Origin of the sequence: Zeimonas sediminis (assembly GCF_023721795.1) — a bacterium.
In the GTDB taxonomy this organism is placed as follows: Bacteria; Pseudomonadota; Gammaproteobacteria; order Burkholderiales; family Burkholderiaceae_E; genus Zeimonas; species Zeimonas sediminis.
This window is the reverse complement of record NZ_JAMQYE010000001.1, coordinates 1-13,937: the sequence shown is the minus strand read 5'-3', so window position 1 is coordinate 13,937 and position 13,937 is coordinate 1. Positions and strand designations below refer to the sequence as shown.

The 13,937-nt window shown below is 68.5% G+C and carries 14 protein-coding genes and 1 tRNA gene; 8 read left to right on the top strand and 7 right to left on the bottom strand.

All coding sequences use genetic code 11. The features are described 5' to 3' along the window. Nucleotides 1–55: 55 nt before the first annotated feature. Nucleotides 56–547 carry a low molecular weight protein-tyrosine-phosphatase gene (locus M6I34_RS00075; RefSeq protein WP_272486561.1) on the bottom strand — a complete coding sequence of 164 codons (492 nt, stop codon included), beginning with the start codon at nt 545–547 and terminating at the stop codon, nt 56–58. Nucleotides 548–633: 86 nt separating this feature from the next. After that, nucleotides 634–2,721: an excinuclease ABC subunit UvrB gene (gene uvrB, locus M6I34_RS00070; RefSeq protein ID WP_272483683.1), complete on the bottom strand. Its 2,088-nt coding sequence runs from the start codon at nt 2,719–2,721 to the stop codon at nt 634–636. A gap of 283 nt (nt 2,722–3,004) precedes the next feature. Between uvrB and M6I34_RS00065 the strand changes: the two genes are divergently transcribed. After that, a complete protein-coding gene (locus M6I34_RS00065) occupies nt 3,005–4,213 on the top strand; it encodes an amino acid aminotransferase (protein WP_272483682.1) in 1,209 nt (402 codons plus the stop codon). Nucleotides 4,214–4,287: 74 nt separating this feature from the next. Next, nucleotides 4,288–4,363 (top strand) — tRNA-Asn (locus tag M6I34_RS00060). A gap of 80 nt (nt 4,364–4,443) precedes the next feature. Here the strand turns inward: M6I34_RS00060 and M6I34_RS00055 are convergent. Together M6I34_RS00055 and M6I34_RS00050 are read right to left on the bottom strand one after the other, a co-directional pair. Beyond that, on the bottom strand, nt 4,444–4,740 hold the full coding sequence (locus tag M6I34_RS00055; RefSeq protein ID WP_272483681.1) for a DUF4148 domain-containing protein: 297 nt from the start codon (nt 4,738–4,740) through the stop codon (nt 4,444–4,446). 58 nt (nt 4,741–4,798) lie between these two features. Further along, the gene (locus M6I34_RS00050) at nt 4,799–5,425 is read right to left on the bottom strand and encodes a sigma-70 family RNA polymerase sigma factor (protein ID WP_272483680.1); all 627 of its coding nucleotides are present in this window, start codon (nt 5,423–5,425) and stop codon (nt 4,799–4,801) included. Nucleotides 5,426–5,590: 165 nt separating this feature from the next. On the opposite strand from M6I34_RS00050, the gene M6I34_RS00045 reads away from it, so the two are divergent. Both M6I34_RS00045 and M6I34_RS00040 read left to right on the top strand, forming a co-directional pair. Next, complete coding sequence (locus M6I34_RS00045) at nt 5,591–6,823, top strand: SEL1-like repeat protein (RefSeq protein WP_272483679.1); 1,233 nt, start codon at nt 5,591–5,593, stop codon at nt 6,821–6,823. A 10-nt stretch (nt 6,824–6,833) separates the two neighbouring features. Further along, nucleotides 6,834–7,289 (top strand): hypothetical protein, encoded by a 456-nt coding sequence (locus M6I34_RS00040; protein WP_272483678.1) that lies wholly within the window; start codon nt 6,834–6,836, stop codon nt 7,287–7,289. On the opposite strand, the gene M6I34_RS00035 is transcribed toward M6I34_RS00040, so the two are convergent. Next, nucleotides 7,290–7,727 (bottom strand): RrF2 family transcriptional regulator, encoded by a 438-nt coding sequence (locus M6I34_RS00035; protein ID WP_272483677.1) that lies wholly within the window; start codon nt 7,725–7,727, stop codon nt 7,290–7,292. Between the two features lie 297 nt (nt 7,728–8,024). On the opposite strand from M6I34_RS00035, the gene M6I34_RS00030 reads away from it, so the two are divergent. The 3 genes from M6I34_RS00030 to M6I34_RS00020 all read left to right on the top strand — a co-directional run bounded on the left by M6I34_RS00030 (nt 8,025) and on the right by M6I34_RS00020 (nt 11,637). Then, a complete protein-coding gene (locus M6I34_RS00030) occupies nt 8,025–8,978 on the top strand; it encodes a TAXI family TRAP transporter solute-binding subunit (RefSeq protein WP_272483676.1) in 954 nt (317 codons plus the stop codon). A gap of 94 nt (nt 8,979–9,072) precedes the next feature. Then, nucleotides 9,073–11,133: a TRAP transporter permease gene (locus M6I34_RS00025; RefSeq protein ID WP_272483675.1), complete on the top strand. Its 2,061-nt coding sequence runs from the start codon at nt 9,073–9,075 to the stop codon at nt 11,131–11,133. 72 nt (nt 11,134–11,205) lie between these two features. Further along, nucleotides 11,206–11,637, top strand: coding sequence for a DUF1850 domain-containing protein (locus tag M6I34_RS00020; RefSeq protein ID WP_272483674.1), 432 nt, complete (start codon nt 11,206–11,208; stop codon nt 11,635–11,637). 17 nt (nt 11,638–11,654) lie between these two features. On the opposite strand, the gene trxC is transcribed toward M6I34_RS00020, so the two are convergent. Further along, nucleotides 11,655–12,104, bottom strand: a complete 450-nt coding sequence (trxC, locus tag M6I34_RS00015) for a thioredoxin TrxC (RefSeq protein ID WP_272483673.1) — start codon at nt 12,102–12,104, stop codon at nt 11,655–11,657. Nucleotides 12,105–12,253: 149 nt separating this feature from the next. Between trxC and M6I34_RS00010 the strand changes: the two genes are divergently transcribed. Beyond that, a complete protein-coding gene (locus M6I34_RS00010) occupies nt 12,254–13,189 on the top strand; it encodes a DMT family transporter (protein ID WP_272483672.1) in 936 nt (311 codons plus the stop codon). A gap of 75 nt (nt 13,190–13,264) precedes the next feature. On the opposite strand, the gene M6I34_RS00005 is transcribed toward M6I34_RS00010, so the two are convergent. Continuing rightward, nucleotides 13,265–13,579, bottom strand: coding sequence for a hypothetical protein (locus M6I34_RS00005; protein WP_272483671.1), 315 nt, complete (start codon nt 13,577–13,579; stop codon nt 13,265–13,267). Nucleotides 13,580–13,937: the final 358 nt, after the last annotated feature.

Sequence of the window (13,937 nt, the reverse complement as noted above, 5' to 3'; positions counted from 1 at the left end):
CCGGATTGCGGTGCAATCCGGGACTGACATTGCGGGCCACACATGGCCCGCAATGTCAGGCCGCGGCAACCTGCGTGGCGCGGCGCTTGGCGACTTCGAGCAGGCCGTTGCAGGCGTCCTCGATGTAGTCGAGCACCTGCTCGAAGCCCTGCTGGTTGCCGTAGTACGGGTCGGGAATCGTGGCCGACTCGTGGTCGCTGGCGAAGCGCATCAGCAGCTGCAGCTTGTGGTGCGCGCTCTTGGGGGCCATCTGCTGCAGCAGGGCCAGGTTGTCCCAGTCCATCGCGAGGATCATGTCGAAATCCTCGAAGTCCTTGTCCTTGACCCGGCGGGCGCGCAGGTCGGAGATGTCGTAACCGCGCTTGGCCGCGGTGACCTGGGCGCGCTTGTCGGGCGCCTCGCCGGCGTGGAAGGCGTGCGTGCCGGCCGATGCGACCTGCACCACCTCGTCGAGGCCCGCCTGCCGCACCATCTGGCGGAACACCCCCTCGGCCATCGGCGAGCGGCAGATGTTGCCCATGCAGACGAACAGGATGCGGGTGTTCATTGCCAGCGAGATCGGTTCACGTTTTGCCATTTCAGCTCCAGACTCGAAAACAGGATTCTTTCTTCGCGCCCCTTCCGGGGCGCCATTCAAGCGGCCTTGCCGGCCACGAACGGAACGACGTTGCTTCCTCCGTCCGAGCCGAAAAACCGCTCCTTCAATGCGGCGAGCTGGTCGCGCACCTGCGCGGCCTTCTCGAACTCCAGGTTCTTCGCGTGCTCGAGCATCAGCTTCTCGAGCCGCTTGATCTCCTTCGTGGCGGCCTTCTCCGACATCACCCCGTAGCCGGCCTGCTGCTCGGCCGCCTTCAGCTCCTGGCGTGCCTGCTGCGGGTCCCAGACGCCGTCGATCATTTCGCGGATCTGCTTGCTGACGCCGCGCGGCACGATCCCGTGCTCGGCGTTGAACGCCACCTGCTTCGCGCGCCGGCGCTCGGTCTCGTCGATTGCGCGGCGCATCGAGTCGGTGACCCGGTCGGCGTAGAGGATCGCCGTGCCGTTCAGGTTGCGCGCCGCCCGGCCGATCGTCTGGATCAGGCTGCGCTCCGAACGCAGGAACCCTTCCTTGTCGGCATCGAGGATCGCGACCAGCGAGACCTCGGGAATGTCGAGCCCCTCGCGCAGCAGGTTGATGCCGACCAGCACGTCGAAGGTGCCGAGCCGCAGGTCGCGGATGATCTCGACCCGCTCGACCGTGTCGATGTCCGAGTGCAGATAGCGGACCTTCACGCCGTGCTCGCCCAGGTAGTCGGTCAGGTCCTCGGCCATGCGCTTGGTGAGCGTGGTGACCAGCACCCGCTCGCCCTGCCCGACCCGGGCCCGGATCTCCGACAACACGTCGTCGACCTGCGTGGTCGCCGGCCGCACCGTGACCAGGGGATCGACCAGGCCGGTGGGCCTCACCACCTGCTCGACGACCTGGCCCGACTGGCGCGCCTCGTAGTCGGCCGGCGTGGCGGAAACGAACACGCACTGGCGGACCTTCGACTCGAACTCCTCGAAGGTCAGCGGCCGGTTGTCCAGCGCGGAGGGCAGCCGGAAACCGTACTCGACCAGGGTCTCCTTGCGCGAGCGGTCGCCGCGGTACATGCCGCCGAGCTGGCCGATCGTGACGTGGCTCTCGTCGACGATCATCAGCGCGTCGGACGGCAGATAGTCGACCAGCGTCGGCGGCGGCTCGCCGGGCGCCGCACCCGACAAGTGCCGCGTGTAGTTCTCGATGCCCTTGCAGAAGCCGAGCTCCTGAAGCATCTCGATGTCGAAGCGGGTGCGCTGCTCGAGGCGCTGCGCCTCGACGAACTTGCCCTGCGCGTTGAAGAAGGCCAGCCGCTCGCGCAGCTCCTCCTTGATCGTCTCGATCGCCCGCAGCACCGTTGCCCGCGGCGTCACGTAGTGCGACGACGGGTAGACGGTGAAGCGCGGGATCTTCTGCTGCACCCGGCCGGTCAGCGGGTCGAAGAGCTGGATGCTCTCGACCTCGTCGTCGAACAGCTCGACCCGCACAGCGAGCTCGGCATGCTCGGCCGGGAAGATGTCGATCGTGTCGCCGCGCACCCGGAAGCTGCCGCGCACGAAATCGGTCTCGTTGCGCTTGTACTGCATCGACACCAGCCGCTGCAGCACGTCTCGCTGCGACATCCGGTCCTTCACGCGCAGCGTCATCACCATCGCGTGATAGTCGTTCGGATTGCCGATGCCGTAGATGCACGACACGGTCGCGACGATCACCGTGTCGCGGCGCTCGAGCAGCGACTTGGTCGCCGACAGCCTCATCTGCTCGATGTGCTCGTTGATCGACGAATCCTTCTCGATGAACAGGTCGCGCTGAGGCACGTATGCCTCGGGCTGGTAGTAGTCGTAATAGGAAACGAAGTACTCGACCGCGTTGTTCGGGAAGAACTCCCGCATCTCCGCGTACAACTGCGCCGCCAGCGTCTTGTTCGGCGCGAGCACCAGCGCGGGGCGCCCGAGCCGCGCGATGACGTTGGCCATCGTGAAGGTCTTGCCCGAGCCGGTCACGCCGAGCAGCGTCTGGAAGCTCAGGCCGTCCTCGATGCCCTCGACCAGGCGCGCGATGGCCTCCGGCTGGTCGCCAGCCGGGGGAAAGGGCTGGTACAGCCGGAAAGGGCTTCCCGGGAAGCTGACGAACTTCGTGCTGTCGAGCGCGAGATCGGTCATCTGGGCGAGGTTTCCGGAGGCAGCGTGTTAGACTTGACAAATAGAGCGCTTGCTGCGCCGCCGCATGACATCGCAGGATTCCCGGCGTTGCGGAATCCGGCAGCAAACCACGAGCCGGCAAGGGCTTTTCATCCCGGCCAATCGGCGATTTCGCCGCCGCTCAGCCAAAGACGAATTATCGCTTCCCGCCCCCCAAAAAGCTAGTGCCCTGCACATTTCTTGTGCAGATACTTGTGTTTCATTACGTAAAAAACCTTAACAATCAGGAACTTGGTCGATCGCCATGAGCCAGTCGATGTTCGCCGCCGTCCAGTTGGCCCCTCGTGACCCGATTCTGGGACTGACCGAAGCCTTCAACGCCGACACGCGCACCAACAAGGTGAACCTCGGCGTCGGCGTCTACTACGACGACAACGGCAAGCTGCCGCTGCTCGCCGCGGTGCGGGAAGCCGAGAAATCCCGCCTCGAAACCGCTCCGGCGCGCGGCTACCTGCCGATCGAAGGCTTCGGCGCCTACAACCAGGCGGTGCAGCACCTTCTGTTCGGCAAGGACTCGCCGCTGCTGGCCGCCGGCCGGGTCGCGACCTTCGAGGCGCTCGGCGGAACCGGGGGCCTGAAGATCGGCGCCGACTTCCTGAAGCGGCTGAATCCGGGCGCCGAGGTCTGGATCAGCGACCCGAGCTGGGAGAACCACCGCGCGCTGTTCGAGGGCGCCGGTTTCAAGGTCAATACCTATCCGTACTACGACGCCGCCTCGCATGACGTGAACTTCGCCGGCATGCTCGCCGCGCTGAACGCGATGCCCGCCGGTTCGATCGTGGTGCTGCACGCCTGCTGCCACAACCCGACCGGCGTCGATCTCGGGCTCGAGCAGTGGAAGCAGGTCGTCGAGGCGGTTCGCGCGCGCGAGCTCGTCGCCTTCCTCGACATGGCCTACCAGGGCTTCGGCGACGGCATCGAAGAGGACGCGGCTGCGCTGCGACTGTTCGCCGACTCCGGCCTGCCCTTCTTCGTTTCGAGCTCGTTCTCGAAATCGTTCTCGCTGTACGGCGAGCGGGTCGGCGCGCTGTCGATCGTCACGCTCGACCGCGACGAGACCGCCCGGGTGATCAGCCAGGTCAAGCGGGTGATCCGCACCAACTACTCGAACCCGCCGACCCACGGCGCCGCGATCGTCGCGGCCGTGCTGTCCACGCCCGAACTGCGCAAGCTGTGGGAGCAGGAACTCGCCGGCATGCGCGAGCGGATCCGGCAGATGCGCGAGCAGCTCGTCGCGAAGCTGAAGGAGCGCGGCGTGAAGCAGGACTTCTCCTTCGTGACCAGGCAGCGGGGCATGTTCTCGTACTCGGGGCTCACGTCGGCGCAGGTCGACCGCCTGCGCGAGGAATTCGGGATCTACGCGATCGGCACCGGCCGGATCTGCCTGGCCGCGCTGAACAGCAAGAACATCGACGCGGTGGCCGACGCGATCGCGAAGGTGGTGGCAGGCTAAGCGGCAACAGCGCCGCGAGGTTCCGGAATGCGATTCGACAGCAACCGGAAAGTCTGGCTATAATTACCGGCTGTTCCCCGATAGCTCAGTCGGTAGAGCGACGGACTGTTAATCCGCAGGTCCCAGGTTCGAGCCCTGGTCGGGGAGCCAGATTGCAGGGAAAAAGGCCGCAGCGATGCGGCCTTTTCTTTTGCCCGGTCCCGGACGTCTGGCCCGGCCCGGAGGCCGCCTCAGTTCCTGTTCTCGGCACTGTAGACGGTTCCCGCGGCGACACTGCGGGCAGCCTCGCCTGCCTCGGCGCGGACCGCGGCGACGTCGCGCGGCGCGCGCGCCTCGTCATCCGCGAACGCGGAGATCTCCCCCGCCGTGACCATCTCGCCATGCGACCTCGCGCGGCCGAGGTCCTGGATCACCTCGGCCCGCGTCAGTCGCGACACGAAGTGGTCTTCGAACTCCACGATCTCCTGCGCCACGACGGACGCCGTGGACGACACCGCGACGAGCGCGGTGAACAACAGCGCTCTCATCATCATTCTCCTCAGGGATGGATGTCGACGTGCGCGACCGGCCCTTCGGCATCGCGCCTTACCGTCGCGGTGTTGGTCGTTGCGCCGCGGGCAGTCGTGACGACCGTTCCGCCGAGCGACCGTGCCCGGGCTGCCAGTCGTGCTCGAGGCACTTGCGCAGCGTCGTTCGCGCGCGATGCAACAGCATCCGGCAGTTGGCCGGCGACAACCCCAGCTGGGCGCAGACCTCGACCGTGTCGAAGCCGAGGCACTCGTGCAGGATGAAGACCTGCGCAGCCACCGCCGGCAGGCGCGACGCGCAACGCGCGATGGCTGCCGCCAGCTCGCGGCGCTCGAGCGCAGCCTCGGGCTCGGCCGCGAGCGACACGCAGAAGCCGAGATGCTGGCAGTCGCGACACAGCGCGTCGAGCGGCTCGTCGCCATCCTCGACCTCGAGGTTGGTCGCCCAGCGGCTCTCCCGGGAGCGCCACCAGTCGGCGGCCTTGTGCTTCAGGATGCCGATCGCCCAGGTGGTGATGCTGGCCTCGCCCCTGGGTGCCGAGCGGCGCAGGACGACGGCGACGAGCGTGTCCTGGACGAGATCCTCGGCAGTGGCGGCATCGCGTGTCAGCAGGCGCGCGTATCGAACCAGGCGCGCCCGCAGCAGCGCCAGCTCCCCGGAAACCTGCTTGTCAGACTGCCCCAACTTCGGGCCCGCCCCGAGCGCGACGCCCCGCCGCGGCCCCGCGGCGAGTCGCACGCGCAAAAATAGATGATGCGCCGATCCGCGCCCATGCGCCAGCGCAAGCATCGGGCCCGCCGAATCGCTTAGAGTAGGCAGGATCGCAACCATCTCGGGCCGGAGAACCGGATGCGCTGGCCAGCCCTGCTATTCGCTGCCGCACTGGCGATTCCCATCCTTGCCGCGCCCTTCGCGAACGCGCAAACCTCGCTGCGCGGCCTGATCGAGCGCGCGATCCGCGAAGAGGAACTGGCGCGCGAGGAAGCGGCGCGCCGGGCGCGAAGCGACGCCGCCGACTATCAGCGCCGTTTCTGGGAACGCCTCTTCGGGGAGATCGCGTTCAAGGAGCTGACCAGGCTCGCCCAGGATGGAGACCTGCAGGCCCAGCTGATGGTCGGCCGCTGGAACGAGTCCCACGGTCACGAGGCCGAGGCGGTCGCCTGGTACAGGCGCGCCGCCGAGCAGGGCTACCACGAAGCACAGGCCGATCTCGGCCGGATGTACGCGCAAGGCAAGGGCTTGCAGCGGGACCCGGCTCTGGCGGCCGAGTGGCTGGGCAAGGCCGCCGCGCAAGGCCTGCCTCGCGCCGAGTTCGAGTTCGGCCAGATGCACCTGCAGGGGACCGGCGTGCCGAGGAACGAGGCCCAGGCACTGGCGTGGTTGCGCAAGGCGGCCGAACAGGGCCATGTCGAGGCCCAGTGGAAGCTCGGCACCCTGCTCGCAGCAACCTCGATGCAGGCCCGCAACGACGAGGAAGCGATCCGATGGCTGCGGCTCGCAGCGGAGAAGGGGCACACCCAGGCATCCAGCGAGCTGGCCCTGATGCTTGCCGAAGGCCGCGGCACCCCCCGCAACGAGGCCGAGGCCTTCCGGTTGTTCGAGCAGGCGGCCCGGCAGGGCGTCGCGGAAGCGCAGTTCCACCTGGGCGAGATGTACGCGGCCGGCCGTGGCACGCCGCAGTCGGAGTCGATGGCGATCGTCTGGTGGCGCAAGGCCGCCGAGCACGGCTCGCGGGAGGCCCAGTACCTGCTGGGCGTGCGACATGCCGAGGGCCGGGGCGTGCCCAAGGATCCGTTCGAGGCGGCTTGGTGGCTTCGCAAGGCTGCCGACCAGGGCGACCCGCGCGCCCAATACCGGGTCGGCCTCGCGCATCTGCAGGGCGAAGGCGTGGCGAAGGACCCGGTGCGGGCGCACCAGTGGCTCGCGCTCGCGCAGGCGGCCGGTCACGCCGAGGCGGCCGAACCGCTGAAGTCGCTCGAGGCGACGATGACGTCCAGGCAGATCGACCAGGCGAAGGCGCTGGCGCGCGAATGGCGCGGCAGGTTCGAGGCCGCCGGCGGCGCGCGGCCGGCGGCAAGGTAGCGGCGCCCTGATGGCGTCGAGCCCGGTGCCCCCCGGCACGGCGTTCGGGAGCGGCCTGCTGGCCGGCCTGGTCGCGGCGGCGCTGGCTGCCGCGCTGGCGGTCGGCCTCGGCTACCTGTTCGCACGGCAGCTCTGGTGGCCGCTGGGCGGACCGGACATCGGGGCGCTCGTCGCCGCCCCGGCGGCCGCGTGGACCACGTCGCAGCGAAGAGGCTGCACGCTCGACGTGCGCATCCGGGTCGCCGTTCTCGCCCTGCTCCTCGGCTTGCTCGGCTACTGGCTGTTCGACTACGTGATGCTGGTAGGCCTGCTCGCTCCCGGGGGAGCCGTCTACGACGCCGACGTCGGAGGCCGGGACGTCACCAGCCTTCTGACCGGCACGATGCTGCGCGCCGCGCTCGCGATCGTGCTGCTCGACGCGATCGCGGGCGCGCTGCTCGGCCTGATGTTCGGACGGCGGCGCTGATCAATCCGGCCGCGCCACCGTCACCAGCCTGAGCGTGGCCGGACTGTCGAGCAGGTCCTTCAGCGAGTAGCGGTCCAGAACCGCCAGGAAGGCGTCGAGCGCCTCGTTCAGGGCCCGCCTGAGCCGGCAGCCCCGGTCGACCAGGCAGGCGCCCCGCCGTTCGAAGCACTCGACCAAGTTCAGGTCGGGCTCCATGCGGCGGATGATCTCGCCGACGCTGATCTCCTCGGCCTGCATGCCCAGCTTCAGCCCGCCGCCCTTCCCGCGCTGGCCGTAGAGGAAGCCGTCGCGCACCAGGCGGTTGACGACCTTCATCAGGTGGGTGCGCGAGATTCCGAAGCGCTCGGCGACCTCGGCGATCGTCACGAGCCTGCCCGGATTCCCGCCTACGTACATCAGGACGCGAAGGGCGTAATCGGTGTGCTGGGTAATGCGCATCGGGAACTGTCAGGTGGACCGAAAGGGCGGCACCCGGCCCGCAATGCGCCGCTGCCTTCGCTAGCTTAGCCGAATCGCAGGAACTCGCGTCGGACGGTGCATCCCCTGCGCCCGGTGGATCCCCCCTGCGCCCGGTGGATTCCCCCTGCGCCCGGCGCATCCCCCCGGCACCCGCCGCGATCTCCTCGGCAAGGACGGCTCCTTGGGCACGCGAAGGGAAGCCGCGTCGGGAAGGCGGCGAAAAATTTGAGAGAATGAATGCCCCAAGACACGGACATCCGGACCACAGGAGACCCCATGAAGCGTCACATCCGCAGCTTCATCGCGGCCGCAGCGATCGGCCTCGGCCTGAGCGGCGTCGCGCAAGCCCAGCAATTCATCAACGTCCTCACCGGCGGCACCAGCGGCATCTACTATCCGCTCGGCGTCGCGCTGTCCCAGATCTACGGCAAGACGATCCCCGAGGCAAAGGCTTCGGTCCAGTCGACCAAGGCCTCGGTCGAGAACCTGAACCTGCTGCAGGCGGGTCGCGGCGAGATCGGCTTCACGCTCGGCGATTCGCTGTCCGACGCCTGGAAGGGCAATGCCGAGGTCGGCTTCAAGGCGCCGCTGAACAAGCTGCGCGGCATCGCGGCCATCTATCCGAACTACGTGCAGATCGTCGCCAGCGCCGACTCGGGCATCAAGTCGCTCGCCGACCTGAAGGGCAAGCGCGTGTCGGTGGGCGCCCCGCGCTCGGGCACCGAGCTCAACGCGCGCGCGGTCTTCAAGGCCGCCGGCATGAGCTACCAGGACTTCTCCAAGGTCGAGTACCTGCCCTTCGGCGAGTCGGTCGAGCTGATCAAGAACCGCCAGCTCGACGCCACGCTGCAGTCGGCGGGCCTCGGTGTCGCGTCGATCCGCGACCTGGCCACCGCGATCAAGATCGTCGTCATCCCGGTGCCGGCCGACGTCGTCGCCAAGATCGGCGACGCGGCCTACCAGTCGGCAATGATCCCGGCGGGCACCTACGAGGGCCAGGCGGCCGACGTGCCGACCGCGGCGATCAACAACTTCCTGGTCACGCACTCCGGCGTCAGCGACGACATCGCCTACAAGATGGCGAAGTCGCTGTTCGAGAACCTCGACCAGATGGTTTCGGCGCACGCCGCGGCCAAGCGGATCTCGCTCGAGAACGCGGTCAAGGGCATGCCCCTGCCGCTGCATCCCGGCGCCGAGAAGTACTACCGTGAGAAGGGCGTCCTGAAGTAAGGTGCCCCCGGGCCCGCGCCCCGCGCGGGCCCGCGCAGTCCTGCGAGGGACGCGGCAGCCGCGTCCCTCTTTTCGTTTCGTCCGGAGACTCCCGATGTCCGCTCAGGCCAGCGAGGCGACCGGGGCCGCGAGCCCCGCAGCCGACGACCCCCACAACATCTTCGGCCACCGCTCGCCCAGGGCGACCCGGACGATCTTCTGGATCGCGGTCGCCTTCTCGGCCTACCAGGTCTACACCGCGGCCTACGCGCCGCTGTCGAGCCTGGTCATGCGCTCGCTGCACGTGGGCTTCCTGATGCTGCTGGCCTTCGCCGCGCTGCCGACCTGGTCCAGGGGCGGTCGCGGCAGCCACTGGTTCGGCTGGACGCTGGGCATCGCGGGCTTCGCGCTCGGCTTCTACCAGTGGATCTTCGAGGAAGAGCTGATCCTGCGCTCCGGCGAACTGACCACCATGGACCTGTGGGTCGGCATCGCGGTGCTTGCGCTGGTCTTCGAGGCCGCCCGGCGGGTCATGGGGCCCGCGTTGCCGCTGATCTGCGCGACCTTTCTCGCCTACGCGATGTTCGGCCAGCACCTGCCCGGCGCGCTCGCGCATCGCGGCTACGGACTCGACCAGGTCATCAACCAGATGTCCTTCGGCACCGAGGGCGTGTACGGCATCCCCACCTACGTCTCGTCGACCTACATCTTCCTGTTCATCCTGTTCGGCACCTTTCTCGAGCAGGCCGGGATGATCCGGCTGTTCACCGACTTCTCGCTGGGTACCGTGGGCCACACCCGGGGCGGACCGGCGAAGGTCTCGGTCGTCGCGTCGGGCCTGATGGGCACGATCAACGGCTCGGGCGTCGCGAACGTGGTCACCACCGGCCAGTTCACGATCCCGCTGATGAAGCGCTTCGGCTACCGGCCCGCGTTCGCCGGCGGCGTGGAGGCCACCTCGAGCATGGGCGGCCAGATCATGCCGCCGGTGATGGGCGCGGTGGCGTTCATCATGGCGGAGACGATCGGCGTTCCCTATCTCGAGATCGTCAAGGCCGCCCTGATCCCGGCCATCCTCTACTTCGCCACGGCCTTCTGGATGGTCCACCTCGAGGCGGGCCGCCTCGGGCTGACCGGCATACCGAAGGAGGAATGCCCGGATCCCTGGGCTGCGGTGAAGCGCAGCTGGTACCTGATCCTGCCGCTGGCAGCGCTGGTCTGGCTGCTGTTCGCCGGCTACACGCCGCTGTTCTCCGGCACGGTCGGCCTTGCGGCCACCGTGATCCTGATCTTCGGCGCCGCTGCGATCTCGCGGGCGCCGAACACCGTGCTGCGCATCATCTTCTGGATCGGGCTCGGCCTGCTCTCGTCCTCGTTCCTGCGCTGGGGCATCACCGCGGTGTTCGTGGTGATCGGCCTGCTGATCGCGGCGAACCTCTGGATGCACAGCGGCCGCGAGGTGCTCAGGCTCGCCCTGAACGGGCTCGCCGAGGGCGCGAAGAACGCGCTGTCGGTAGGCGTCGCGTGCTCGCTGGTCGGCGTGATCATCGGCGTCATGACGCTGACCGGCGCGGCCACTTCCTTCGGCAGCTACGTGATCGAGCTCGGCAAGCACAGCCTGTTCCTGTCGCTGCTGCTCACGATGCTGACCTGCCTGGTGCTGGGCATGGGCATCCCGACGATCCCCAACTACATCATCACCAGCTCGCTGGCGGCGCCGGCGCTGCTCGAGATGGGCGTGCCGCTGATCGTCTCGCACATGTTCGTCTTCTACTTCGGGATCATGGCCGACCTGACGCCCCCGGTCGCGCTGGCCGCCTACGCGGCGTCGCCGATCGCGCGCGCGCCCGGCCTAACGATCGGGGTGCAGGCGATGCGGATCGCGATTGCCGGCTTCGTCGTGCCCTTCATGGCGGTCTACGCCCCGGCGCTGATGCTGCAGTCCGGAACCCTTCTCGACACCGCCTACGTGCTGTTCAAGGCCCTGCTCGCGATCGGCCTGTGGGGCGCCGCCAGCATCGGCTACCTGTGGGCGCCGCTGTCGTGGCCGGAGCGACTCCTGGCGGCGACCGGGGCCTTCATGCTGGTGGTCGCGCTGCCGATCACCGACGAGATCGGCTTCGCGCTTTGCGCGGCCGCGATAGGCGTCCACTGGTTCCGCGCGCGCCGGCGGTGAACCTCCCCGTCAGCCACGCGCGCGCGGCGACGAGCCGCGCGCGAGCCCGGTGATGCGACCGGCAAGCCGCCCGTGACGATCGGCCTGTGCCTCGCGGTCGCGACGACGATCGTCGCCTCGCTTCCGGTCGATCGGTTCACGCTCGACTGGATCCACTCGATCGAGAAGGTCCGCTGGGAAGAGGACTGGCGGATCGACCCGGCGCGCCGAACGCTGCGCCTCGTCGAGTCGCGCCTGCGCGGCTCGGGGGCCGGCATGGAACCGCCCGAAGGCGCCGTCCTGCGCGACGGGGTCTGGCACGCATCAGGCACGGGGCTCGAGGTCTCGCGACTCAGGCTTGCGCTATCCGACTACACCGACGACTGGCGGCTCTGCACGCGACAGGGCTGCCGGCCCCTGCGCGCCTACGTTCCGCGGTCGACGTCCGGAACGCCGGCAACCGGCACGATCGAACTGCTGCCCTGCCGCACCGGGCGACCCGATCGCCCCCAGCGACGCGGCTGACCCGAGCGCCCGCGGCCTCAGCGCAAGGCGCCGCGCACCCAGCGCACGATGTCCGGCCCGCTCATCGCGCCCGCGGTCCGCGCGACCTCCCTGCCGCCGCGGAACACGATCATCGTCGGGATGCTGCGGATGCCGTAGCGGGCGGCCACCGCCTGCGCCTGCTCGGTGTCGAGCTTGGCCAGCCTCGCCGAGGGCTCGAGCTGCGCGGCAGCCTGGGCGAAGGCCGGCGCCATCATCCGGCACGGGCCGCACCAGGGCGCCCAGAAGTCGACCACAACCGGGATCTCGCTGCGCGCGACGTGCCGCTCGAAGGCTTCCGCGTCGAGCTCCGCCGGCGAGCCGGCGAACAAGGGCTTGCCGCAGCGCCCGCAACTCGGTCCGTCGCCGAGCCGGTCGGCCGGCACCCGGTTGACCGCATTGCAGTGGGGACAGACGACCTGGGTCGTCGAGGCGCCTTGCGTGTTCATGATCCGATCCTGGTTGGGTTCCGGTTCCGCCGGGGTTCCAGTTTCACAGATGGCAGCCGAATCACGGAATTCAAGCCGCGTTGAAGGCCCCGCCTCGTGACATCATCCGCGACGAACTCCGCCTGCCCGCGACTCCGCCTGCCCGCGCCATGCGCCCCGAAACCCGCCTCCGAATCGCCTACGTCCTGGTCTTCGTCGCCCCGTCGCTGTGGGCGGCCAACTACGTGATCGCCAGGTCTGCGGTGGGCGTCATCGAGCCGCACGCGCTCGCCTTCTTCCGCTGGCTGGTGGCCCTGCTCGCGATGCTCCCGATCGCGTGGCCGGCCCTGCGGGCGAACTGGCCTGCCTGGCGCCGCGAGTGGCGCGACCTGCTCGTGTTCGGCGCGCTCGGCATGTGGATCTGCGGCGCCTTCGTCTACATCGGCGCGAAGACCACCACCGGCATGAACATCGGCCTGATCTACGCGATTTCGCCGGTCCTGATCGCCGTCGCGTCGGTCCTGTGGCTCGGCGACAGGCTCTCGCCGCGCCAGACGCTGGGACTCGCGATCGCCGTGGCCGGTGTGCTGCTGATCATCCTCAAGGGCTCGCCGGGCGCCCTGCTCTCGCTGCGTTTCACGCCCGGCGACCTGTGGATCGTCGCTGCGGCCAGCGCATGGACCGTCTACTCGCTGATGCTGCAGGCCAGGCCGACCGTGCTCGACCCGTTCGCGCGCCTGACGGCGATCGTCATCGCGGGCCTCGTCGTGCTCACACCTTTCACGATCGCCGAAGCGATCGTCCTCGGACCGCCGAAGCTCGACACGAAGACGCTGGTGCTCGTCGTCGCGGCCGGCCTGCTTCCGGGCTTCGGCGCCTACCAAGCCTACTCCTTCATCCAGAAGCAGCTCGGCCCCGCTCGGGCCGGCGTCGTCCTCTATCTCGGCCCGCCCTACGCGACGGCGGCCACGTGGCTCCTGCTGGGCGAGCAGCCGTACTGGTACCACTGGGCCGGCACCGCCCTGCTGCTGCCGGGCATCTGGCTGGTCACCTCCGGCGCGGCAGCGCGCCATAAAAAAAGCCCGAACCGGGAAGGTTCGGGCTGAATCCACCGGAGAGGTGGAGGAGGAGACATCGGTTCGGGGGTCGGCTCCCGGCCCCCGCAATTCAGTGAACAGGCCTCAGGCCTGCCATTCGGACCGCGCCTTGGCGGCCATGAACTCGTTGTGCATCCGCGGATCGGCCATCAGCAGGGCTTCGAACTCGCGTTCCTGACGCCGGCGCTTCCGATCGGCGATCCAGCGGGCAAGGACGCCCGGCTTGGCGACAGGCGCCGGCTCCGCGCTCGCACCGACCGGATGCTGCACAGCAGCATTCGCACTGGCAGAGGTCGCGCCGACCGGACCACGAAAGCCGGCATAAAGCCCTTCGACCACCACTTGCACGCCGCGAAGAACGCGATCGAGACCGTCGTGATGGGTAACCAGCGTGCTCATTTGGGACTCCATATTCGTGCTGCATTGCAATAACCCGAATTATGGAGACGGCCGATACATATTTCCAATCAATAATCTGGATGTCCGTCATCACTCCCGGTGATGAACTAACTACAGATGCTCGACCCGCCACACTCGGCCGCTGGCACGCCCAAGGAGTCGATCGAGCGAGACTGGCCGATCGAACCCGCGCCGCCGATCAGCCGCCCCCTGCCCCACCCCCTGCCCCACCCTCGATCGGGTGCGTGTCGCTGCCGGTGGCCGAGGCACCCCGAAAGCAACGCGCCCGGAAAGCAAAAAAGCCACCCTGTGGGGTGGCTTTTTTGCGTCGGAGAGGAGTGCCTGACGATGTCCTACT

What these genes read in the sequence shown, in the direction of transcription:
- M6I34_RS00035 (WP_272483677.1), bottom strand. Translation starts at nt 7,727, where the DNA reads ATGCGCATTACCCAGCACACCGATTACGCCCTTCGCGTCCTGATGTAC.
- trxC (WP_272483673.1), bottom strand. Translation starts at nt 12,104, where the DNA reads ATGAACACGCAAGGCGCCTCGACGACCCAGGTCGTCTGTCCCCACTGC.
- M6I34_RS00005 (WP_272483671.1), bottom strand. Translation starts at nt 13,579, where the DNA reads ATGAGCACGCTGGTTACCCATCACGACGGTCTCGATCGCGTTCTTCGC.
- M6I34_RS00075 (WP_272486561.1), bottom strand. Translation starts at nt 547, where the DNA reads ATGAACACCCGCATCCTGTTCGTCTGCATGGGCAACATCTGCCGCTCG.
- M6I34_RS00030 (WP_272483676.1), top strand. Translation starts at nt 8,025, where the DNA reads ATGAAGCGTCACATCCGCAGCTTCATCGCGGCCGCAGCGATCGGCCTC.
- M6I34_RS00040 (WP_272483678.1), top strand. Translation starts at nt 6,834, where the DNA reads ATGGCGTCGAGCCCGGTGCCCCCCGGCACGGCGTTCGGGAGCGGCCTG.
- M6I34_RS00065 (WP_272483682.1), top strand. Translation starts at nt 3,005, where the DNA reads ATGAGCCAGTCGATGTTCGCCGCCGTCCAGTTGGCCCCTCGTGACCCG.
- M6I34_RS00055 (WP_272483681.1), bottom strand. Translation starts at nt 4,740, where the DNA reads ATGAGAGCGCTGTTGTTCACCGCGCTCGTCGCGGTGTCGTCCACGGCG.
- M6I34_RS00010 (WP_272483672.1), top strand. Translation starts at nt 12,254, where the DNA reads ATGCGCCCCGAAACCCGCCTCCGAATCGCCTACGTCCTGGTCTTCGTC.
- uvrB (WP_272483683.1), bottom strand. Translation starts at nt 2,721, where the DNA reads ATGACCGATCTCGCGCTCGACAGCACGAAGTTCGTCAGCTTCCCGGGA.
- M6I34_RS00045 (WP_272483679.1), top strand. Translation starts at nt 5,591, where the DNA reads ATGCGCTGGCCAGCCCTGCTATTCGCTGCCGCACTGGCGATTCCCATC.
- M6I34_RS00025 (WP_272483675.1), top strand. Translation starts at nt 9,073, where the DNA reads ATGTCCGCTCAGGCCAGCGAGGCGACCGGGGCCGCGAGCCCCGCAGCC.